The organism is Bradyrhizobium sp. Ec3.3, assembly GCF_000472925.1.
Lineage (GTDB): Bacteria > Pseudomonadota > Alphaproteobacteria > Rhizobiales > Xanthobacteraceae > Bradyrhizobium.
In genome coordinates this window covers 57616-79524 of record NZ_AXAS01000010.1, presented here as the reverse complement: position 1 = coordinate 79524, position 21909 = coordinate 57616, and the positions used below count along the sequence as shown (strand labels likewise).

Annotated in this window: 24 protein-coding genes; 6 read left to right on the top strand and 18 right to left on the bottom strand. The window is 63.3% G+C overall.

All coding sequences use genetic code 11. The features are described from left to right. Positions 1-147 precede the first annotated feature (147 nt). The gene (locus YUU_RS0111815) at positions 148-1374 is read left to right on the top strand and encodes an ABC transporter substrate-binding protein (RefSeq protein ID WP_027522552.1); all 1227 of its coding nucleotides are present in this window, start codon (positions 148-150) and stop codon (positions 1372-1374) included. A gap of 163 nt (positions 1375-1537) precedes the next feature. On the opposite strand, the gene der is transcribed toward YUU_RS0111815, so the two are convergent. The 7 genes from der to YUU_RS0111780 all read right to left on the bottom strand — a co-directional run bounded on the left by der (position 1538) and on the right by YUU_RS0111780 (position 9114). Continuing rightward, the gene (gene der, locus YUU_RS0111810; RefSeq protein ID WP_027522551.1) at positions 1538-2920 is read right to left on the bottom strand and encodes a ribosome biogenesis GTPase Der; all 1383 of its coding nucleotides are present in this window, start codon (positions 2918-2920) and stop codon (positions 1538-1540) included. Positions 2921-2970: 50 nt separating this feature from the next. Next, complete coding sequence (locus YUU_RS0111805; RefSeq protein ID WP_027522550.1) at positions 2971-3522, bottom strand: hypothetical protein; 552 nt, start codon at positions 3520-3522, stop codon at positions 2971-2973. 30 nt (positions 3523-3552) lie between these two features. Beyond that, on the bottom strand, positions 3553-4206 hold the full coding sequence (locus YUU_RS0111800; RefSeq protein WP_027522549.1) for a tetratricopeptide repeat protein: 654 nt from the start codon (positions 4204-4206) through the stop codon (positions 3553-3555). A 167-nt stretch (positions 4207-4373) separates the two neighbouring features. Next, positions 4374-5969 (bottom strand): class I adenylate-forming enzyme family protein, encoded by a 1596-nt coding sequence (locus YUU_RS0111795; RefSeq protein WP_027522548.1) that lies wholly within the window; start codon positions 5967-5969, stop codon positions 4374-4376. 72 nt (positions 5970-6041) lie between these two features. Beyond that, a complete protein-coding gene (locus YUU_RS0111790; RefSeq protein WP_027522547.1) occupies positions 6042-6626 on the bottom strand; it encodes an NnrU family protein in 585 nt (194 codons plus the stop codon). Positions 6627-6703: 77 nt separating this feature from the next. Continuing rightward, on the bottom strand, positions 6704-7291 hold the full coding sequence (locus tag YUU_RS0111785; RefSeq protein ID WP_027522546.1) for a hypothetical protein: 588 nt from the start codon (positions 7289-7291) through the stop codon (positions 6704-6706). 203 nt (positions 7292-7494) lie between these two features. Continuing rightward, positions 7495-9114 carry a peptide chain release factor 3 gene (locus YUU_RS0111780; RefSeq protein ID WP_027522545.1) on the bottom strand — a complete coding sequence of 540 codons (1620 nt, stop codon included), beginning with the start codon at positions 9112-9114 and terminating at the stop codon, positions 7495-7497. A 174-nt stretch (positions 9115-9288) separates the two neighbouring features. Here YUU_RS0111780 and sugE point away from each other — a divergent pair, with 174 nt between their 5' ends. Further along, positions 9289-9603 (top strand): quaternary ammonium compound efflux SMR transporter SugE, encoded by a 315-nt coding sequence (sugE, locus tag YUU_RS0111775; protein WP_027522544.1) that lies wholly within the window; start codon positions 9289-9291, stop codon positions 9601-9603. Here sugE and YUU_RS0111770 read toward each other — a convergent pair. The 8 genes from YUU_RS0111770 to YUU_RS0111735 all read right to left on the bottom strand — a co-directional run bounded on the left by YUU_RS0111770 (position 9596) and on the right by YUU_RS0111735 (position 17026). Then, positions 9596-10600 (bottom strand): inorganic phosphate transporter, encoded by a 1005-nt coding sequence (locus tag YUU_RS0111770; RefSeq protein ID WP_027522543.1) that lies wholly within the window; start codon positions 10598-10600, stop codon positions 9596-9598. The two genes, sugE and YUU_RS0111770, sit on opposite strands and share 8 nt — an antisense overlap. 99 nt (positions 10601-10699) lie before the next feature. Continuing rightward, a complete protein-coding gene (locus tag YUU_RS0111765; protein WP_027522542.1) occupies positions 10700-11344 on the bottom strand; it encodes a DUF47 domain-containing protein in 645 nt (214 codons plus the stop codon). A 155-nt stretch (positions 11345-11499) separates the two neighbouring features. After that, positions 11500-12468, bottom strand: coding sequence for a branched-chain amino acid ABC transporter permease (locus tag YUU_RS0111760; RefSeq protein ID WP_027522541.1), 969 nt, complete (start codon positions 12466-12468; stop codon positions 11500-11502). A 1-nt stretch (position 12469) separates the two neighbouring features. Beyond that, positions 12470-13339, bottom strand: coding sequence for a branched-chain amino acid ABC transporter permease (locus YUU_RS0111755; protein ID WP_027522540.1), 870 nt, complete (start codon positions 13337-13339; stop codon positions 12470-12472). A 73-nt stretch (positions 13340-13412) separates the two neighbouring features. After that, positions 13413-14636: an ABC transporter substrate-binding protein gene (locus YUU_RS0111750; RefSeq protein ID WP_027522539.1), complete on the bottom strand. Its 1224-nt coding sequence runs from the start codon at positions 14634-14636 to the stop codon at positions 13413-13415. Positions 14637-14671: 35 nt separating this feature from the next. Further along, positions 14672-15421: an ABC transporter ATP-binding protein gene (locus YUU_RS0111745; protein WP_027522538.1), complete on the bottom strand. Its 750-nt coding sequence runs from the start codon at positions 15419-15421 to the stop codon at positions 14672-14674. After that, positions 15414-16169: an ABC transporter ATP-binding protein gene (locus YUU_RS0111740; protein ID WP_008551999.1), complete on the bottom strand. Its 756-nt coding sequence runs from the start codon at positions 16167-16169 to the stop codon at positions 15414-15416. Before YUU_RS0111740 ends, YUU_RS0111745 begins: the two co-directional genes overlap by 8 nt. A gap of 497 nt (positions 16170-16666) precedes the next feature. Continuing rightward, positions 16667-17026 (bottom strand): ArsC family reductase, encoded by a 360-nt coding sequence (locus YUU_RS0111735; protein WP_027522537.1) that lies wholly within the window; start codon positions 17024-17026, stop codon positions 16667-16669. Between the two features lie 103 nt (positions 17027-17129). On the opposite strand from YUU_RS0111735, the gene YUU_RS0111730 reads away from it, so the two are divergent. The 3 genes from YUU_RS0111730 (at position 17130) to YUU_RS0111720 (ending at position 19119) form a co-directional block, all read left to right on the top strand. Continuing rightward, positions 17130-17501, top strand: coding sequence for a tRNA-binding protein (locus tag YUU_RS0111730; protein WP_027522536.1), 372 nt, complete (start codon positions 17130-17132; stop codon positions 17499-17501). 199 nt (positions 17502-17700) lie between these two features. Further along, the gene (locus YUU_RS0111725) at positions 17701-18333 is read left to right on the top strand and encodes a TetR/AcrR family transcriptional regulator (protein WP_027522535.1); all 633 of its coding nucleotides are present in this window, start codon (positions 17701-17703) and stop codon (positions 18331-18333) included. A 3-nt stretch (positions 18334-18336) separates the two neighbouring features. After that, positions 18337-19119, top strand: coding sequence for a sulfite exporter TauE/SafE family protein (locus YUU_RS0111720; protein ID WP_027522534.1), 783 nt, complete (start codon positions 18337-18339; stop codon positions 19117-19119). Between the two features lie 129 nt (positions 19120-19248). On the opposite strand, the gene YUU_RS0111715 is transcribed toward YUU_RS0111720, so the two are convergent. Next, entirely contained in the window at positions 19249-19953 is a 705-nt protein-coding gene (locus YUU_RS0111715) for a glutathione S-transferase family protein (RefSeq protein WP_027522533.1), read from the bottom strand. A 131-nt stretch (positions 19954-20084) separates the two neighbouring features. Continuing rightward, the gene (locus YUU_RS60175) at positions 20085-20231 is read right to left on the bottom strand and encodes a hypothetical protein (protein ID WP_198031736.1); all 147 of its coding nucleotides are present in this window, start codon (positions 20229-20231) and stop codon (positions 20085-20087) included. 145 nt (positions 20232-20376) lie between these two features. On the opposite strand from YUU_RS60175, the gene YUU_RS0111705 reads away from it, so the two are divergent. Then, positions 20377-20577 (top strand): hypothetical protein, encoded by a 201-nt coding sequence (locus tag YUU_RS0111705; protein ID WP_027522532.1) that lies wholly within the window; start codon positions 20377-20379, stop codon positions 20575-20577. Between the two features lie 29 nt (positions 20578-20606). On the opposite strand, the gene YUU_RS0111700 is transcribed toward YUU_RS0111705, so the two are convergent. Continuing rightward, positions 20607-21266: a DUF429 domain-containing protein gene (locus tag YUU_RS0111700; RefSeq protein WP_027522531.1), complete on the bottom strand. Its 660-nt coding sequence runs from the start codon at positions 21264-21266 to the stop codon at positions 20607-20609. Positions 21267-21909: the final 643 nt, after the last annotated feature.

Sequence of the window (21909 nt, the reverse complement as noted above, 5' to 3'; positions counted from 1 at the left end):
ACCGATCGCCCGGACCGCTACGATTAGCGCATTGCCGCAAGCATCAGGACAGGCTATCGGGAACATCAAGATCATGACCGATCGCGCCGATGGTCAAAAGCCCCACCGAAGAGGGCCGTCCCGGCATCAACAGTTGGAGGGAATACAATGAAAAACATGCGCGCGTGGCGCTATGCCGCGCTGTTGACCTGTGCCGGCCTCGGCTTCGCCACCTCGGCTTCCGCCCAAGACAAGACCATCAAGATCGGCGTGCTCAACGACATGTCGAGCCTCTATGCCGACATCGGCGGGCCGAACTCGGTCGCCGCCGTGAAGCTGGCGGTCGAGGATTCCGGCCTGAAAGCCAAGGGCTGGACGATCGAGGTCGTCTCGGGCGATCACCAGAACAAGCCCGACATCGGCGTCAACATCGCTCGGCAGTGGATCGACAACGACAAGGTCGACGTCATCTCGGACACGCCGAGCTCGGGCGTTGCGCTCGCGGTGAGCAACCTCGTCAAGGAAAAGAACTCGGTGCTGCTCAATTCGGGCGCGGCCACCGCTGACCTCACCGGCAAAGCCTGCACGCCGAATACGATCTCCTACACCTACGACACCTACATGCTCGCCAACGGCACCGGAAAGGCGTTGACCAAGGCCGGCGGCGACAGCTGGTTCTTCCTGACCGCCGACTACGCCTTCGGCCATGCGCTGGAGCGCGACACCTCGTCGGTTGTCATCGCCAATGGCGGCAAGGTGCTCGGCAGCGTCAAGCATCCGCTCAACTCCTCCGACTTCTCGTCGTTCCTGCTGCAGGCGCAGTCGTCGAAAGCCAAGATCATCGGCCTTGCCAATGCCGGCGGCGACACCACCAACGCGATCAAGCAGGCATCCGAATTCGGCATCGTGGCGGGTGGTCAGAAACTCGCAGCGCTGCTGCTGTTCATCAACGACGTGCACTCGCTGGGCCTCAAGACCGCGCAGGGCCTGACCTTCACCGAGTCCTTCTACTGGGACCTCAACGACCAGACGCGCGAATGGTCGAAGCGCTTCCAGAAGGTCTCGCCGAAGGGCTCGATGCCGTCGATGACGGTCGCCGGTCTCTATGCCGGCATCCTGCATTATCTGAAGGCGATGGACGCGCTCGGCAGCAACCCGCATGACGGCGCCAAGGTCGTCGCCAAGATGAAGGAACTGCCGACGGATGATCCGCTGTTCGGCAAGGGCCCGCTGCGCGCCGACGGCCGCCGCCTCATCCCGGCCTATCTGTTCGAGGTGAAGAAGCCAGAGGAGTCGAAGGGCCCGTGGGACTATTACAAGCTGGTCGCCACCATCGCACCGGAAGACGCTGCCAAGCCGCTCGAAGCGAGCGAGTGTCCGCTGGTGAAGAAGTAAGCGATGCTGTCGGGTGGGCAAAGGCGCGAAAGCGCCGTGCCCACCGTCTTATCCATCCATCGCGACAGAAGTGGTGGGCACGCTTCCGCCGTCGCTCTTCGAGCTACGGCGGACAAGTCGCTTTGCCCACCATGCGAAGTTATCGCCCCACTCGCCTCGCCAATCAGGACGGACGCTTGCGCTTATGCGCAAACGGATTGGCCTTCTCGCGCAAGGTGATGCGCACCGGCGTGCCCGGCAGCTCGAAGGCGTCGCGCATGGAGTTGGTGAGATAGCGCAAATAGGCCTGCGGAACGGCGTCGGCGCGCGAGCAGAACAGCACGAAGCTCGGCGGGCGCGCCTTGGTCTGGGTGATGTAGTTGAGCTTCAGCCTGCGGCCCGAGACCGCCGGCGGCGGGTTGGCCTGGATCGCCTGCTCGAACCAGCGGTTCAGCGCCGAGGTCGGCACGCGCCTGTTCCAGACCGCATAGGCGTCCTGGATCGCCTGCATCAGGCGGTCGATACCTTCCCCCATCAGGCCGGAGACGGCGACGATCGGCACACCCTTGACCTGCGGCAGCCAGTGATCGGCATCGCGGCGCAGATTGGAGATTGCGCCGCCGCCCCTGCTCTCCATCAGGTCCCATTTGTTGACCGCCAGCACGACGGCGCGGCCCTCGCGCTCGATCAGGTCGGCGATGCGCAGATCCTGCTCCTCGAAGCGGTGCTGCGCATCCATCATCAGCACGACGACTTCGGCAAAGCGCACGGCACGCAAGGCATCGGCGACCGAGAGCTTCTCCAGCTTCTCCTCGATGCGCGAGCGGCGGCGCAGGCCCGCGGTATCGAACACGCGGAAATCGCGCCCTTTCCAGTTGATCTCGACCGCGATGGAGTCGCGCGTTGTGCCCGCCTCCGGGCTGGTCAAAAGGCGCTCCTCGCCGAGCAGATGGTTGATCAGCGTCGACTTGCCGGCGTTGGGGCGGCCGACGATCGCAACCCGGATCGGACGCCTGGCGGCCTCCTCCTCGGACAGCTCCTCCTCGTCCTCGACCTCATCCTCATCGGGCGGCTCCGGCATCAGCCTGCTCAGGGCATCGTAGAGCTCGCCCATGCCCTCGCCGTGCTCGGCGGAAACCTGGATGGGATCGCCGAGGCCCAGCGCAAAGGCTTCCATCGCGCCGGCATCGCCATGCTTGCCCTCGCTTTTGTTGGCAACCAGCAGCACCGGTTTGTTGGCGCGGCGCGCGAAATCGGCAAAGGCGCGATCGGTCGGCGTGAGGCCGACGCGCGCGTCGATGACGAAGAACAGTGCGTCGGCTTGCGCGATCGCAGTCTCGGTCTGCTCCTGCATCCGCGCGGTCAGCGAACCCTTGGCGCCTTCGTCGAGACCGGCCGTGTCGATGATGGTGAATGCGAGATCGCCGAGCTTGGCATCGCCCTCGCGGCGGTCGCGGGTCACACCGGGCAGGTCATCGACGAGCGCGAGCTTCTGTCCCACCAGGCGGTTGAACAGCGTCGATTTTCCGACATTGGGCCGGCCGATGATGGCGATCGTAAAAGACATTGGTCATTCGTGCGCTGCCGGGGCTGCGCCTGTCAATGCAGTGAAAAATATCAGCGCGTGAAGCTGCCGCTTGGCATCGGCGCGGGGAAAGCTCCCTGCGACTGCTGCTGCGTGGCCTGGCTCGATTGCGCCGGCTGGGTGGTTTGATCCTGATCGGGCGGCGGCGCGGTGGTGCGCTTGCGGACGATCTTCTGCTTCGGCGGCGGTGCAGCGGCGGGCGGCGCCGCTTCGGGCTGAGCCTCACCGTCGACTTCGCCAGCCGGCGCAGCGGCGGCGGCCGCCGGCTGCTTGGTCTTCTTCGACTTCGCGGCCTTCGCGGATTTCGGCGGCTCAGGCGGCGGTGCTGCGGCAGCCGCCGCGGCGTCCGCATTCTGCTGGTCTTGCTGCTGCTGTGAGCCCTTGTAGAGGTCCCTCGGCACGCCCTGCTCCAGGCCCGGCACGCCTTCGGGGAAGACCGGCTTGCGATCGCCCGGCAGCTTCTTCTTGGTGTCGAGCCAGTCCATGAGATCGCTCGGATCGAACCCGCCGCTCGAACAGCCGCCAAGGAGGCTTGAGAAGGCGATCAGAACAGCAGCTGCGATCAAACGTTGGGTACGGCGCATCTCAGGTCTCGTCCAACTGTTCTCGGGCCGTTAGCTTTTGGCGACCGGCGGCAGCAGAGCCTGCAAGGCCTCGGCGCGCGAGCGCAGGCCCTGCGGGGTTTCACCATCCTCGGCAATTGCATCCAGCCATTTACGTGCGGCAGCCGCGTCGCCATTGCGCCAGGCCGACAGGGCCAGCATTTCACGTGCGCTATGGCGGAAGGTGGAGCCGGCCGCGGCGGATGCCTCCAGCCGCTGCTGGATGTCGGCATAGGCCGCCGTGTCGATCAGAAGCCCTGCGGCGCGGAGTTTTGCGAGCGCCTGCTGCTCGGCGCCAGCGCTGCTGTCGGCCGCGATATCGTCATACATCTTCACGGCAGCCTTGGGGTCGCGTGCAGCGGCCTCAGCCGCAGCGCGCAGGCGCGCCAGTGTGCGATAGCCCCGGGGTGCCTTGGCCGCGAGCTCGGTGAAGGCCGCTTCGGCCTCGGCGTGCTTGTTCTGCTCCGACAGCTCTACGGCCTTCTCGAAGGCGGCGCCGGCCTCGGCGGCCTTCTTGGCCTCCAGGTACTGATAACCGCGCCAGCCGCCGACGGCGGCCACGATCAGCACCATCAGGGCAATGAAGTAGATCGAATACTTGTCCCACAGCTTCTTGAGCTGATCGCGACGTACTTCCTCGTCGACTTCGTCAAATAATTCAGACACTTATGCTAATCCCATGCCCGGCCGGGAGCGCGCGCCATAGCGTTCGCGTCAGGAATCCCGTCCCCGCGTCGCGGCTGCGATACGCTATCGATATGGCGGTGGCAAGGCAAAGCGAGCCCGATCAAGGCGTTAACCCTTCGCCCAGGCCCTTGCGGTTCCGGCCGGCCTCAGGAGGCGGCCAGCGTCTCCCGCAACTGCCGCTTGAGCACCTTGCCATTGGCGTTACGCGGCAGCGGCTCGGCGGTGAGGACAATCGTTTCCGGCACCTTGTAGTCGGACAGCCGCTCGGCGCACCAGGAACGCAGCGCCTCGCCCGCGACCGCCTCACGCGTGACGACCACCGCATGGACGCGCTCGCCGAGCACAGGACATGGTTTTGCAATGATCGCACTCTCGACCACCGCCGGATGGCCGGCCAGCACGGATTCCACCTCGGCGGAATAGATCTTCAGGCCGCCGCGGTTGATCATGTCCTTCTGGCGGTCGAACACGCGGACGAAGCCTTCGGCATCGACCGAGCCAAGGTCGCCGGAGTGCCAGAAGCCGCCGGTAAAGCTCTCGGCGGTCGCTTTCGGATTATTCCAGTAACCCTTGATCACGGACGCGCTTCCAATCCAGAGCTCGCCGATCTCGCCACGCGGCAGCTCGCGCCCCTCTGTGTCAACCGCGACGATCCGCGCGCCGGGACAGGGCAAGCCGACACTGTCGATGTGGCTCGCGGTAAGCTCGCCCGGCATGATCGTCGACGGTGATGTGGTCTCGGTCGCGCCGTAGCAGTTCATCAGCTTCAGGCCGGGAATTTTTTCGTCCAGCTTCTCGATGGTCGCGATCGGCATCGGCGCGCCGCCGAAACCGCCGATGCGCCAGCTCGAGAGATCATAGCTGTCGAAGCCCGGCTGGAGCAGACACAGATTGTACATTGCCGGCACCATCACCGTGTAGGTGACGCGCTCGCGCGCGGCGAGCTTGAGATAGTCGGCCGCCTTGAACTCCGGCATGATGATCAGCGCGCCTGCGCAGCGAACCATGGTGGTGATGTTGGCGACGATGCCGGTGACATGGCCGAGCGGAACCGCCGCGATCGAACGATCGGCCGCCGTGAGTTTCAGGCACGATACGAAGACCATCGAGGAATGGATGATGTTGCAATGGGCGAGCATTGCGCCCTTCGGCCTGCCCGTGGTGCCGGAGGTATAGAGGATCATCGCGGTATCCTCTTCACCGACATCAGCCGGCGCATCCGCAGGCGCGTGATCGCTGAGCTCGGAGAAGCGCGATAAACGCACGTCATCGTCGACCGCGATACGATGCACGACATCGGGGACATCGCGCGGCTCCGGGAGACGGTCGGCGAGCGCCGCCTCGTGGATCAGGACCTTGGCGCCGCAATCGCCGAGCACATAGGCGATCTCGGGCTTCTGCTGGCGCGTGCTCAGCAGCACGGTGACGAGGCCCTCATGCGCGGCCGCGAACAGGATCAACGGAAATTCGATGCGGTTGCCGAGCAGGAGCGCGACGCGATCACCGCGTTGCAGGCCCAGCCTGCGAAGTCCGGCGGCGATCCGCGCCGACTGCTCGACAGCCTGCCGCCAGGTCAGCCTGGCATTGCCGCAAATCAGCGCTTCACCGTCGGGATTGCGGCTCGCGGCTTCCGCGATCATCGCCCAGACGCTCGCCGGCCGCTCGCAGAATGCGCTTACCACGCGGTCGGCAAAGCGCGCCTCGAGCCGCATCGGGGGAAGCTGAATTTGCGACCAGTCCATCGGGAAGCTCCCGGCTTGTTATTCTTGTCACCTTCCCCGCACGGACAGCCGGTCTTGTCTTGCGCTGATCGGCTAACCTCCCATCACGGGAACGCCGATCACGACGGGATGGAAGGCGAAGGCCAGCGCCAGATAGGCGACGACACCGACGGCGACGGCGATCAGATCGTTGGTGACGCCGCCAACCGGAATCGGCGGGCCGCCAGCATCCTTGCGATGCTTCAGCGAAATCCGGTCATACACCGCCCAGCCCAGGAACGAGCCGAACAGGATGATGGAGCCGAGATCGCCATTGGCCAGAAGATGCGCCGCCGCCCACAGCTTGATGCCGGCCAGCATCGGATGCTTCAGTGTCGCGTAGATGCGCCCGCGGATGTAGGACGCCACCACCAGGATCACCGCCGGCAGCATCAGCGCGACGGTGATGTGCTTCATCGCCTTCGGCGGATACCAGACGTCGATCCAGCCGGTCGCGCGGTACTGGGAAAAGCCCCAGACGATCAGCGCAAGGCCCGCCAGCGAAAACAGCGCGTAGAGGATTTTGTAGGTGCCCTCGCCCAGCCGCGCGATCGCCTGCGCGCGCGCCTCGCGTTTCGTCGTAAATGTGTGGGCCGCGAAAAACAAAGCGAGCCCCAGGATCATCACCAGCAGACCCATGACATCCTCCCCTTAAATGGCGCCCCCGCTATCGGGTATCACTTCGAGCCCGTCGCCCGCAATGCGTCATTCGCCAGTCACTGCTGCGTCCCAGGTTTCTTCAGCTCGCGATTGTCGACGTAGCGGATCGCGATCGGCCGTCCGGCCAGCGCGCCGGCAAAGCCGTCGGTGAGTTTTAGCGGCAGGCAGGCATTCAGCGACGCGTTGATGGCATCGAGGTAGGTGGTTCGCGTGTCCGCCGGCGCCCCCGGCGTCGCAAAGGTCAGGCGCGGCGGGCCGATCAGGCTGCCCGATCTGTTGAGGCTGAAACGCACCGACATCTGCATGCCCTCGCGCGCACTATCGACTGAGGGAGGCGACCAGCACGAGCGCAGCTCGGCACGGAGGTCACTGAGCGTGTCGAGATCATGATCCGGCTTTTGGTACTTCGCGCTGTCGGCTTGCGATGGAACGGTCTCGACCGTGACCTGGAACGTCTCGCCGAACGGAAAGGGTATCTCGGTGATGCAGGGCCCCTGGAACGGTCCGCCGCACGGCTCGTAGGGGAAAGGCTCGTAGGGGAAAGGCTCGTAGAAGTACGGAATCGAATGGAAGTGTCGATACCGTGCATCGGCAGAGACCGATGTTACCGTCACCAAGAGCAGAATAAGGATGCAGCGCCACATGACCGCCAGACCGCAATGCCACATGCTTCAAACGTGACACCGGCCGTCGACGCGTCAAGCCCACCGGCGTTCACATGCGCGCGTTCAGCTCGTGCTCGTTGCCTGGCAACCCAGTATCCAGAGACGGCCGTGCAGGAGCCGAGAAGCCCCGGCGTACTGGACGCCCGCTTTCGAGCGGGCATGTCAGTGAGATTGGGGCAGCTCTACCCCTTCTTCTTCACGTCCTTGACGTTGGCGAACTCGATGCCCTCGGCACGCTCCTTGGTGTAGCCGAGGTAGAACTCGTTCTTGGCCAGATACACGGGATCGCCGTCAACGTCGTCGGCGATGCTGGAGGTGTTTGCGGCGACAAACGTGTCGAGTTTCTTACGGTCATCCGAGGAGACCCAACGCGCAAGCTGGAATTCGCTTACCTCGAACTCGACTGGCAACGAATATTCCGCCTCGAGCCGCGCCTTCAGCACGTCGAGCTGCAGCGCGCCGACGACGCCCACGAGCGCCGGCGCACCGTCGCGCGGGCGGAACACCTGCACCACGCCCTCTTCCGACATCTGCTGGAGTGCTTCCTTCAGCTTCTTCGCCTTCATGGCGTCCGTCAGCCGGACGCGACGGACGATTTCCGGCGCAAAGCTCGGCACGCCGACGAAGGTGAAATCCTCGCCTTCCGTCAGCGTGTCGCCGATGCGCAGGGTGCCGTGATTGGGGATGCCAACGACGTCGCCGGCGAAGGCTTCGTCCGCGACCGAGCGGTCCTGCGCGAAGAAGAATTGCGGGCTCGACAGCGGCATGCTCTTGCCGGTGCGCACGAGCTTGGCCTTCATGCCCCGGCTGAGCTTGCCCGAGCACAGCCGCGCAAAGGCGATACGGTCGCGGTGGTTCGGATCCATGTTCGCCTGGATCTTGAACACGAAGGCGCTCATGCGTGGGTCGGTTGCTTCGACCTTGCGCTGGTCGCTTTCCTGCGCGCGCGGCTCGGGTGCGAACTTGCCGAGGCCTTCCAGAAGGTCGCCGACGCCGAAATTGCGCAGCGCGCTGCCGAAATAAACCGGCGTCAGATGGCCCTCGCGAAACGCACCCAGTTCGAACGGCTTGGAAGCTTCGGTGACGAGCTCGAGCTCGTCCTTCACCGCCGATACATCGAGATTGGCATTGAGCTTGGCCAGTTCGGCGATCTCGATCTGCTGCGCCGCGCCGGTCTTGGCGCCACCGCCTTCGAGCAGGCGCACGCCGCCATTGACGACGTCATAGGTACCGAGGAAGTCGCGGCCGCGCCCGACCGGCCAGGTCATCGGCGTGGTGTCGAGCGCCAGCGTCTTCTCGATCTCATCCAGGAGGTCGAAAACGTCGCGGCTCTCGCGGTCCATCTTGTTGATGAAGGTGATGATCGGGATGTCGCGCAGGCGACAGACCTCGAACAGCTTGCGCGTCCGCGCCTCGATGCCCTTGGCGGCGTCGATCACCATCACGGCGGAGTCGACCGCCGTCAGCGTGCGATAGGTGTCTTCCGAAAAGTCCTCGTGGCCCGGCGTGTCCAGCAGGTTGAACACCAGGCCCTCGAACTCGAAGGTCATGACCGAGGTGACGACGGAAATGCCGCGCTCGCGCTCGATCTTCATCCAGTCCGAGCGCGTGTTGCGCCGCTCGCCCTTGGCTTTGACCTGGCCTGCAAGATTGATGGCGCCGCCGAACAGCAGGAGCTTTTCGGTCAGCGTGGTCTTGCCGGCGTCCGGGTGGGAGATGATCGCAAAGGTCCGCCGCCGCGCCACTTCGGCAGCAAGCGGGGAACGGGCCGGCGATTCTGCTGTGATGGCGATGTCGGACATGGCGGGAGCGTTTGGCAGGGAAAACCGGGCTAATCAAGGGTCATTTGGTGATTGCGGGGCGCCTCGGCCAGCCCCATATCCGCCCCGGGAAGGACATCCACCCCGGGAAGGACGACCTTCCTTTAATCAGCACATCAGTCGCGGGGACGGCCCTGCCTTGAACGGAGGGGCGTCATGGCTTGGACTATCCTGTTCGTCGCCGGTCTTTTGGAGGTCGGCTGGGCGATCGGCCTCAAATACACCGAGGGTTTCTCGCGGCTCGTTCCATCCGTGCTCACGCTCGCCGCCATGGCGGGCAGCGTCATCCTGCTCGGATTGGCCTTGAAGTGGCTGCCGATTGGAACCGCCTATGCGGTCTGGACCGGGATCGGCGCGGTCGGCACCGCCGTCCTGGGGATCATCCTGTTCGGCGAGCCGGCCACGGCACTTCGCCTCGCCAGCATTGGTCTGATCGTCGGCGGCATCGTCGGGCTGAAACTCGTTACTTGAAAAACTGCACCGCCCACCAAGAGAGGCCGGCGACGATCGCGGACGCCGGTATCGTGATCACCCAGGCATAGACGATCGAGCTCGCCACGTTCCAGCGCACCGCGGAGACGCGGCGGGCGGCGCCGACACCGACGATCGCGCCGGTGATGGTGTGAGTGGTCGAGACGGGAACGCCGAGGAAAGTCGCCATGAACAAGGTTGCGGCACCGCCGGTCTCGGCACAGAAACCCTGCATCGGCGTCAGCTTGGTGATGCGCAGGCCCATGGTGCGGACGATCCGCCATCCACCCATCAGGGTGCCCATCGCCATCGCCGCCTGGCACGACAGCACCACCCAGAACGGTACATAAAATTCCCCGCCGAGTTGGCCCTGCGAAAAGAGCAGCACGGCGATGATACCCATGGTCTTCTGGGCGTCGTTGCCGCCATGGCCGAGCGAATAGAGCGAGGCTGAGGCGAATTGCAGGATGCGGAAGGCGCGGTCGACGGCGAACGGCGTCGACCGCATCGAGGCCCAGGAGACGATCGCAACCAGCATCATCGCGAGCAGGAAGCCGACCAGCGGCGAGAGCACGATCGCCAACACGGTCTTGGACAATCCGCTCCAGACTGCGGCCGAAATCCCGGCCTTGGCCACGCCGCCGCCGACGAGTCCGCCGATCAACGCATGTGACGACGACGACGGAATGCCGAGCGCCCACGTCACGATGTTCCAGACGATAGCGCCGACAAGAGCCGCAAAGATCACCTGAGCGTCGACGATCGAGGGATCGATGATCCCCGTGCCGATGGTCTGGGCGACGTGCAGGCCGAACACCAGGAAGGCGACGAAATTGAAGAACGCGGCCCAGAACACCGCAAATTGCGGCCGCAGCACGCGGGTCGAGACGATGGTGGCGATCGAATTGGCGGCGTCGTGCAGGCCGTTCAGGAAGTCGAACAGCAGCGCGACCGCGATCAGTCCGACGAGGACGGGAAGACCCAACACAGCATCCACGGCGCAGCCCCTGCTTTAAAGTTTGCGCATGATCTCCGCGCAAACGCGTTCCGCGTTTGTCGCGAGGGAAAACCGCTGCACACTTTTCCGGATCATGCGCTAGACCTGTTCGATGACGATGCTGTTGATCTCGTTCGCGACGTCGTCGAAGCGGTCCGCGACTTTCTCGAGATGATCGTAGATCTCGACACCCACGATGAAATCCATCGCGTTGCCCTCGCGGTGCTTCAGGAACAGCTCCTTCAGGCCGATATCGTGGAGGTCGTCGACACGTCCCTCCAGCTTGGTCAGCTCTTCCGTGATCGCGGTCAGCATGGCGACGTTCTTGCCGATCTCTTGAAGCAGCGGCAGCGCGCGGCCCACCAGGTTGGCGCACTCGATCAGAAGCCCGCCGATCTCGCGCATCGGCGGCTCGAAGGCGCGGACCTCGAACAGCATCACCGCCTTGGCGGTCTGCTGCATCTGGTCGATGGCGTCGTCCATCGAGGTGATCAGGTTCTTGATGTCGCCGCGGTCGAACGGCGTGATGAAGGTGCGGCGCACCGCGGTCAGCACCTCGCGCGTGATGTTGTCGGCATCGTTCTCGAACTGGTTGACGCGCTGGCAATAGACCGGCGTCTCCTCGCCGCCGTTCAGCATGCCCTGGAGCGCGATCGAGCCCTGGATCACGGTCTGGGCGTGGCGGTCGAACAGATCGAAGAACCTTTCCTCCTTGGGGAGAAAGGCGCGAAACCAACGCATCATGGGAATAACTGCCGGGTTGAGATTGGCCGGTCCGGAGGGACTGTCACCCGACTGTCATAGACCATTTTGGGGCCGCGCGCGTGCCACGTCACGCCGCCCGAAGCAGTTCATCCACCACTTTCAAAAATCAGGGAAACTGTCTTTGGCTCAGAGACTTACAGGGATCTCCGGAAGTAATGCGCGATTTCGCCGACGACGCCGCGGCGGAAGGTGAGCACGCAGATCACGAAGATCGCGCCCTGAATCACCGTCACCCACTGGCCGTAGCTCGCCAGGTACTGCTGCATGGCGATGATCACGAAGGCGCCCGCCACGGGTCCGAAAATGGTGCCGAGACCGCCGACCAGCGTCATCAGCACGACCTCGCCGGACATCGACCAGTGCACGTCGGTGAGCGAGGCGTTCTGCGCTACGAACACCTTCAGTGAGCCGGCAAAGCCCGCCAGCGTGCCCGAGAGGATGAAGGCCAGCAGCTTGTACTGATCGGTGCGGTAGCCGAGCGATATCGCGCGCTGCTCGTTCTCGCGGATCGATTTCAAGACTTCGCCGAATGGCGAGTTGATGATGCGGTAGATCAGCAGGAAGCCAGCGAGGAAGCCGACCAGCACGACGTAGTAAAGCACCGTCGGCTTGGAGAGATCGAAGATCCCGAACAGATGGCCCTGCGGAATACCCTGAATGCCGTCTTCGCCATGCGTGAACGGCGCCTGCAAGTAGATGAAATAGAGCAGTTGCGACAGCGCCAGCGTGATCATCGAGAAGTAGATGCCCTGGCGACGGATCGAAATGTAGCCAGTCACGATCGAGAGCACGAAGGCCGCGGCAACGCCGGCGAGAATACCGAGTTCCGGCGGCAGCGCCCACACCTTCAGCGCATGGGCGCTGCAATAGCCGGCGGTGCCGAGGAACATCGCGTGGCCGAACGACAAGAGACCGCCATAGCCGATCAGCAGGTTGAAGGCGCAGGCGAGGAGCGCGAAGCACAGCGCCTGCATCACGAAGAACGGATAGATGCCGGTGAACGGCACGGCGGCCAAGGCCAGCGCCATGAACACGAACACGATCATCTCGTCGCGCATCGCGCGCGCCGTCACGGGCAGGGTATCGTCCGTCAAGGCTGTCATATCAGGCCGCCCTTCCCGTCAGTCCCGTCGGCTTCACGAGCAGCACCAGCACCATCAGCACGAACACGACGGTGTTGGAGGCCTCGGGGTAAAAATACTTGGTGAGGCCTTCGATCACCCCGAGCGCGAAGCCGGTGATGATCGAGCCCATGATTGATCCCATGCCGCCGATCACCACCACCGCGAACACCACGATGATGAGGTCGGCGCCCATCAGCGGCCGCACCTGGTTGATCGGCGCGGAAAGCACACCGGCGAGCGCGGCAAGGCCGACGCCGAGACCGTAAGTCAGCGTGATCATGCGCGGCACGTTGATGCCGAAGGCGCGCACCAGCGTCGGGTTTTCGGTCGCTGCGCGCAAGTACGCGCCGAGCTGGGTCTTCTCGATCAGGAACCAGGTCGCAAGGCACACCACCAGCGAGAAGACGACGACCCAGCCGCGGTAGATGGGCAGGAACATGAAGCCGAGATTCATGCCACCCTTGAGCTGGTCGGGAATGGCATAGGGCAGACCGGACGAGCCGAAGTAGTTCTGGAACACGCCCTGGATGATCAAGGCCATACCGAACGTCAACAGCAGGCCGTAGAGATGATCGAGCCCGGTCAGCCATTGCAGCATGGTCCGCTCCAGGATCATGCCGAAGATGCCGACCACGATTGGCGCGATGATCAACGCTGGCCAGTAACCGATACTGAGGTAATCGTTGTTGAGCAGGAAATACGCGACGAACGCGCCCATCATGTAGAGCGCGCCATGGGCGAAATTGATGATGTTGAGCATGCCGAAGATCACGGCGAGCCCGAGACTGAGCAGCGCGTAGAACGAGCCGTTGATCAGTCCCACCAGTAGCTGTGCATAGAGAGCCTGCATCGATCCCGCACCCAGTCCCTTCAGCGTTCCTCATGCGGTTCGCCGGCGCTCGCCGGCGAACCGTTGTTGCTTCTTACTTCTTCAACAGTGCGCACTTGCTTTCGGACAGCGGCGTGAAGGCCTGATCGCCCGGCACCGTGCCGACCAGCTTGTAGAAGTCCCACGGCGCCTTGGATTCGGAGGGCTTCTTCACCTCGAACAGATAGGCGTTGTGGATGGTGCGGCCGTTCGGCTGGATCTCGCCCTTGCCGAACAGATCATCCTCGGTCGGCATCGACTTCATCTTCTCGACGACCTTGACGCCGTCATGCGGATTGCCGCCGAGCGCTTCCAGCGCCTTGAAGTAATGACGCAGGCCCGAATAGACGCCGGCCTGCACCATGGTGGGCGGTGCGCCGTTCTTCATCTTGGCAGCGAAACGCTTCGAGAACGCGCGGGTCTGGTCGTTCATGTCCCAGTAGAAGGTCTCGGTGAAGTTGAGGCCCTGCGCGGTCTCGAGACCGAGCGCCTTGACGTCGGTGAGGAACAGCAGCAGCGCCGCGAGCTTCTGGCTACCCTTGGCGATGCCGAACTCAGCCGCCTGCTTGATCGTGTTGGTGGTGTCACCGCCGGCGTTGGCAAGGCCGATGACCTTGGCCTTGGACGACTGCGCCTGGAGCAGGAAGGAGGAGAAGTCCGGCGTGTTGAGCGGATGCTTGACGCCACTGACGACCTTACCGCCATTGGCCAGCACCACCGCCGTGGTGTCGCGCTCGAGCGCCGCGCCGAAGGCGTAGTCCGCGGTCAGGAAGAACCAGGTGTCGCCGCCGGCCTTCACCAGCGCCTGGCCGGTGGTGTGGGCGAGCATGTAGGTGTCGTAGGTCCAGTGCACGGTATTCGGCGAGCACTGCGCGTTGGTGAGATCGGAGGTCGCAGCGCCCGAATTGATGTAGACGCCGTTCTTCTCCTTGACGACGTTGTTGACGGCAAGCGCCACGCCGGAATTCGGCACGTCGACGATCACATCGACCTTGTCGACGTCGAACCATTGCCGCGCGATCGCGGTGCCGATGTCGGGCTTGTTCTGGTGATCGCCGGAGATGATGTCGATCTTCCAGCCCTTGGCGGCAAGGCCGGAATCTTCGACTGCCATTTGCGCCGCCAGCGTCGAGCCGGGGCCACCGAGATCGGCGTAGAGACCGGACTGATCGGACAGCGCGCCGATCTTGACGGTCTTGTCCTGTGCGCAAGCCGCGCTCACCGCGGTGAGCGACAGCGCGGTGCCGAGCAGAAATGACGCAATCGACCTGGTCTTCATGCAACTTTCCTTTTTTGAGTTTCTCGTTGGCAGTTCTAGACGCCGAGATAGGCGTGGAGCTTGTCCATATTGGCGGCAAGCTCCGCATTGGAGAATCCGTCAATGATCTTGCCGTGCTCGACGACATAATAGCGGTCGGCGACGGTGGAAGCGAAGCGGAAGTTCTGCTCGACCAGCAGGATGGTAAAACCCTCCTTCTTCAGCCGCGCGATGGTGTGGCCGATCTGCTGGATGATGACCGGCGCAAGACCTTCGGTCGGCTCGTCCAGCATCAGGAAGCTGGCGCCGGTGCGCAGGATACGCGCAATCGCCAGCATCTGCTGCTCACCGCCGGAGAGTTTTGTTCCCTGGCTGCTCAGGCGTTCCTTCAGGTTCGGAAACAGCTCGAAGATCTGGTCGAGCGACAGCCCCCCGGCCCGCACGATCGGCGGCAACATCAGGTTTTCGCGCACGTCGAGGCTCGCGAAGATGCCGCGCTCCTCGGGGCAGAAGGCGATCCCCATGCGCGCGATCCTGTCGGAGGTCGCGCGGATGATCTCCTCGTTGTTGAACCGCACCGAGCCGGTGCGCTTGCCGATGACGCCCATGATCGACTTCAGGGTGGTCGTCTTGCCGGCACCGTTGCGCCCGAGCAACGTGACGACCTCGCCCGCATTCACGTCGAAATTGATCCCGTGCAGGATGTGGGACTCGCCGTACCAGGCCTCCAAGTTGCGCACCTGCAGGATGTTGCCGCCGGTCGTTGCAGCCTTCGCCCGCGCCTCGGCGATCGCAGTGTCAGGCATGACCGGCTCCCAGATAGGCTTCCTTGACGCGCTCGTCCTTGGTGAGCTCGCTGTAATGGCCTTGCGCAAGCACCTGCCCGCGCGTCAACACGGTGATGATGTCGGAAAGATTGGCCACGACGCTCAAATTATGCTCGACCATCAGGATGGTATATTTCGCGGAGATGCGCTTGATCAGCGCCGCGATCTTGTCGATGTCCTCGTGGCCCATACCGGCCATCGGCTCGTCCAGCAGCATCATCTCGGGGTCGAGCGCGAGCGTGGTTGCGATCTCGAGCGCGCGCTTGCGCCCGTAGGGCATCTCGACCGCGGGCGTGTTGGCAAACTCGCTGAGGCCGACGTCGTTCAACAGCTCGCGCGCGCGATCATTGAAGCGGTTGAGCACGGACTTGGAGCGCCAGAAGTCGAACGAGCTGCCGTGCTGGCGCTGAAGCGCAACACGGACGTTTTCCAGCGCAGTGAGATGCGGAAATACCGCCGAGATCTGGAACGAGCGCACCAATCCCATGCGCGCGACGTCGGCCGGCGCCATCGCGGTGATGTCCTGCCCCTTGTAGAGGATTTTTCCGGCAGACGGTTTGAGGAACTTGGTCAGGAGATTGAAGCACGTCGTCTTCCCGGCCCCGTTCGGACCGATCAACGCGTGAATACTCCCGCGGCGGACCTTGAGGGCGACATCGCGGACGGCGAAGAATCCCGCGAACTCCTTGGTCAGCCCTTCCGTTTCGAGAATGAACTCATCGGCCAAACAAATTTCCCCCCGCCCGCGCGACGCGCTGGCCGCGCGTGGCTTTGCTTATTGCTATCGGCTTTCCGGAAGCCTTGGAGCCCTTTCCGGAACGCCGCCTCCGGCGGCGGAATATGCCGGAGGTGACGGGGGTTAGGCAAGGCGGAAAGCTGAGCAGGCAGAGCCGTCGACTACGGGATAGATGCTCCCTTAGTCGAAGGCGTTGATGTCGCACCTGCCCGATGCCTCGCGCGCAAAGCATTGGTCATCAAGCCGTCGTTAACGGTCTTTCGCAGGCTCGGCCAGCCCTTCATGGAAGATTTTACCGCGCGGTGGATCATCCGCGGGTTTGTATTCGCCGGGACTATTGTTTTGGATTTCGAAAACGCCACTCCATCGGTCGTCAAGTCGATCAGACAACGTGATCTTCGCGACCGATGACAAAATCTCCCACGTCATCGCATCAGTGAAGACGACCAGCGAGGACGGCGGCTTCCGTTTCTTGTTAGCGTTTCTTGTTAGCGTTTCTTGGCGCCGACTTCCTTGGCATAGATGTCCGGCTTGAATCCGACCAGGAGCTTGCCGCCCATCTCGAGCAAGGGACGCTTGATCATCGAGGGTTGCGCCAGCATCAAAGCGAGTGCCTTCTTCTCGTTGAGGCCTTCCTTGTCGGCCTCGGGCAGCTTCTTGAAGGTGGTGCCGGCACGGTTGAGCAGCGCCTCCCAGCCGACCTTGTCGCTCCACGACTTGAGCTTTTCCTTCTCGACGCCCGCGGCCTTGTAGTCGTGGAAATCATAGGCCACCCCGCTGGAATCCAGCCAGGCGCGCGCCTTCTTCATGGTGTCGCAGTTCTTGATGCCATAAATGGTGGTGGGCAAGGCCGCTCCTCATGCATGGGTCACGTGACGATGATCGGCGTTGTACGAAACTACGGCGCACCCCACAATATTCGCCACCCAAGTTCGCCACACGGATTTCACCATGCACGTCAATCACGATTCCACCGCCGCTGCGGCGCCCACCATCGACTTCGACACGTTTCTGAAGGTCGACATCCGCGTCGGCACTATCATCGACGCAAAACCGTTCCCCGAAGCGCGCAAGCCGGCATGGCGGTTGTGGATCGACTTCGGCCCCGTGATCGGCGTGCGCAAGAGTTCGGCGCAGATCACCGAAAACCATCCGCTGGAAACGCTGGTGGGACAGCAGGTCGCAGCCGTCGTCAATTTTCCTCCGCGCCAGATCGGGCCGGTTGTTTCCGAGGTGTTGACACTTGGCTTCCCCGACGCCGAGGGCAAGGTCGTGCTGATGCAGCCGAGCAAGCCGGTGCCGAACGGCGGCCGGCTGTTCTAGCCACCTCAGTCCACCAGCTAACGTGACGTCGGTCGACTTCTGGCATGCCAGCGATGGCCGGCCGATCACTTGACGCTCTGGTTCTTTCGCACTAAAACTGACTGACTGATCGTTTTTTATTATTGAGATCGTCAACGCTTTTATGCGCGAAATCTCACAAAACGATCATCTGGTCAGTTATTTAGCGGGGCTAGCCGCGATGCCGAAGATCAGCGAAAGACAGCGTGAAAGCCGGCGCCAGCAGATTCTCGAGGCCGCCCTCGCCTGCTTCTCCGAAGACGGCTTCCACCAGACCGGCATGGCCGACATCGTCAAGCGCTCCGGGCTCAGCCACGGCGCGGTCTACCTCTACTTCCAGAGCAAGGACGATCTCATCGAGGCGCTGGCCGACGACCGGCATCGCCGCGAGGCCGTGCTCAACTCGGTCGCGCAAGGGTCCGGCGATCCGCTGGAGCGACTCCACGCGCTGGTTCGCGTCTACGCGCAATGGCTCACCGATCCCGCCGGCGAGGCGCGCCGGCGCGTCGGAATCCACGGCTGGGCCGAGGCCCTGCGCAACCGCCGCGTCCGCACCAGCGTCGTCGAAGGCATCGACATGCCGCGCGCGCTGATCGTCGCGCTGGTCGAGCGTGCCCAGCACGATGGCCTCATCAAGCGCGATCTCGGCGCCGATGCGATCGCGCGTACGCTGATCGCGATCTTTCAGGGCTTTGTGCTGCAAAAATGCTGGGGCGAGGAGTTCGACAGCAAAGCCTGCATGGCGGCCGTCACCGGCGTGATCGACGGCTTCCGCATCACCAGACACGACGTCAAACGAAGGACCAGGGCCTGAATGATGTCCTGGATCCATGACCTGCTGGCAGGTGTCGGCGTTGGCCTCGTCGGAGGGGTGACATCGGGCTTCATGGGCACAAGCCCCGGCGGCGGTCTCGTGATCTTCTGCGTGCTGCTACTCGGCGCGGAGCAGCACGTCGCCCAGGGGACTTCGCTCATCGCCCAGGTCCCTCCGACGGGCCTCGCCGGCGTGCGCCGCTATTGGCAGAGTGGCAATCGCAGCCCGTTGCAATGGATCGCCTGGATCGGCATCGGATTTCTCGTCGGTGGTGCGAGCGGCGGCTATGCCGCGGCCGCGGTATCCGACTCGGTCCTGCAATGGACCTACGTCGTCTACCTCGTTGCGCTGATCGCAGCTCTGGTTCTGCGGCGCGACCGCAAGGACGCCAGTAGCGAGGTCGGCAATGCCGACAAATTGCCCGGGCTCCCTCTGTTTCTCATCGGCACGCTGGCCGGCTTTTCCTCCGGCTTCATGGGTATCGGCGGCGGCCTCGCGATCACGGTCGGCCTCGCCGCTGGCCTGCGCGTGCCGCAACATCGGGCGCAACTCGTCAGCCTCATCTTCTCGGTTATTCCGACCAACATTCCGGCCGCCTGGATCTACTGGAGCAAGGGGCTCATGGTCGGCTGGCCGGCCATCATCGGCATTCTTGCCGGCCTCTGGATCGGCACTGATCTCGGCGCACGCATGGCCAATGGCGTGAGCAAATCAGTGCTGCGCCGGATCATGGTCGGGCTCGTCTCGCTGATGGCACTCTACATGACCTGGAAGGCGCTGAGCTAAAGCGCGATGAGATCAGGATGAACCGCCATCACGCTTTAGATTTTTGTTTGAGCATGATCTCCGCGCAAACGCGTTCCGCGTTTGTCGCGAGGGAAAACCACTTCACACTTTTCCGGATCACGCTTTAATTCACGGCCGCTTCGGAATGTTCAACCCGCGCTGTACGGCCGGGCGCGCAAGGCCCCGTTCGAGCCAGGCCGCGACCGACTTGAACTGGCTGAATTCGACGAGATCGCCAGCGCCGTAGAAGCCGACGAGATTGCGTACCCAGCCAAGCATGGAGATGTCGGCGATGGTGTAATCGTCATCCATGAACCACTGCCGGCCGACTAGATGCGTTTCCATGACACCGAGCAGGCGCCTGGACTCGCCCACGTAGCGCTCAAGCGGCCGCTTGTCCTCAAACTCCTTGCCGGCGAATTTGTGGAAGAAGCCGACCTGGCCGAACATCGGCCCGATGCCGCCCATCTGGAAGTGCACCCACTGGATGGTCTGGTAGCGGCGCGCCGCCTCCTGCGGCAGAAGCTTGCCGGTCTTCTCGGCGAGGTATTGCAGGATCGCGCCGGATTCGAACAGCGGCAACGGCTTGCCGCCGGGACCGTTGGGATCGAGAATCGCCGGGATCTTGCCGTTCGGATTGAGCGAGAGGAATTCCACCGTCTTCTGGTCGTCCTTGCCGAAATCGACGAGATGGACCTCGTAAGGCAGCCCGATCTCCTCCAACATGATCGAGACCTTGACGCCGTTCGGCGTCGGAAGGGAGTAGAGTTGAAGGAGTTCGGGATTCTTCGCGGGCCAGCGCTTGGTGATGGGGAAGGCTGAGAGATCGGACATCAGGACCTTGGATGCGTGTGTTGGAGCGCATCTAATCTAGGCGCGGCGCGGAACAACACAAGATCACAGGCCATGCCGCCTGCACGTTCCGGTCACGAGGATGAAGTCCAGCACGAGCCCGCCCGACGCGCCTATGGCGGCAGCGTCATCATCGCCGCGAGCGGAGTCTCTGCCTCATGTTGCAGCCGATACTCCATGAACCATTGCCCCGTCACCAGCAGCATCGCCGTAAAGGCGATCGCAAGCATCGCGGTCGCCAATTGGCTGACATCGTTCATTGCATTTGTCCCTCAGCATAACTTGATCTCTAAACGTCGGCTCGTTCGTCATGTTCCTTGGTCGCGCGAAAAGATTGCCACTCTTTCCCGCTCTGTTCCAAAACCAGAGCGAGGGACCATTGAGCCACGCCCGCGTTGTCGAGGGATGAACATCGAGAAGCGCGCCTTGCTCGATCACGCCGAGCGTTGTCGCCGGGTCGCGAACGACCTTGCCCATAACGAAGCCGCGCGACGGCTACGGGCGATGGCCGCGGATTTTGAAGATAGAGCTTTGAGGCTGGAGCACCAGGAAGATCAACTTCGGCAGCATCTCATGCAGCGCCGTGCTCATGCCGGCCGCACCTGAGGCGGAAGCGATCGGGCACCTGATCGCTCTCAATAGTTGATCTCCATCCGCAAGCCGCGCGGATCTGGATCCTCGCCATCGAGGCAACTGGTGCTGTCGCGCGCGGCAATCGCGCAGGCACAGGCGTCGATCAGATCGTCACGCCCGATGCCGGTGCCGTGACGCTGCGTCAGCCATTTCCGGAGCTTGGCAAAACCCTGTTTCTCCAGCAGCCGAATGCGCTGTTCGCGGCCGGTCGCCGACGTCTTTCGTTCCAGCCTTCGCTCGCCCGCAAGACTCCAGAAAATCAACTCCGGATGCGCTTCGCCGATCGTCTTCTGGCGCTCCGGCGTCATGACATCGTCGAGCTCCCTGATCTTGTCCCTGATGTTCCAGAGCTGGCACGACACGCCCTTGTCGCCCCGCTGCCAATAATGCCGGTTCGCAGCTGCCATGTCCGGAAACGTCCAGAGATCGCGACGCGCGCCGAGGAAGACCGCAGCGCCGACCAGTTCGCGGGCGCGAAGATCGCAGACCCGATAGCCCGTCGTCTTCAATCCGATCGGCATGTCGATCATCGCCCGCCTGTGCGACATCGCAAGCAAGCGCGTGAGACCAGGCGCATAGTCGAACCCATGATCGCCGCGCTGATCGATCCAGGCAGCGACCCAGCCGAACCGAAAGCCGTCGAGGCCGAGATAGATTGGCATCCCCTCTTCCGTCTGCTGCATGTCTTCGAGCACGCTTGACATCCGCAAGTTGCGGGCGTATGTCCCGCGCCCTCGCGAACACTTCCGTTCGAGAAAAGACCATGAACCGAGTGATGAACCATCGCTACGAAAGATTTGCGCGACTGTCGAACGGTCTCGGACCGATCGATAGCGCATGCCCGGCTCATGGGAGCGATCTCGCTTGAGAGCGAGATCGAAAGTCCGCTTCTCACGGACCCTCCCGAGCCAGCCGCTCCGGAGGGTTTTTTGTTGCCCGCCGCGCGGCCCGTTCGAATACCCCGGCATGACGCCGGAACGGGAGACCCGGATCCCGGGGCCCGCGCTGGAGAAGCGCGTGCCCAAGCGCGCGGGGCCTGCCGGAGGGAACGAGGCGATGAGCCGGACACCGATGGCAGAGCGAACCTCGAAAGGGTTCGCAAACGGCGGCGCGTCGACAGCGCCGCGATAGAGTTTTCGTAAATCGGTTTGCCGCGATGTTCGCGGCTCAACCGACGCTGGTGGTGAAGATGTCGGATACTTCCTCCCCGGCAAAGCGGGTATGCCTCCCGCCTTTGACACACGCACCGGGATGCGGCCTCGGAAAAGGCTTGCACGCGGCCCGGCGCAGGGTCCCTCCGCAAGG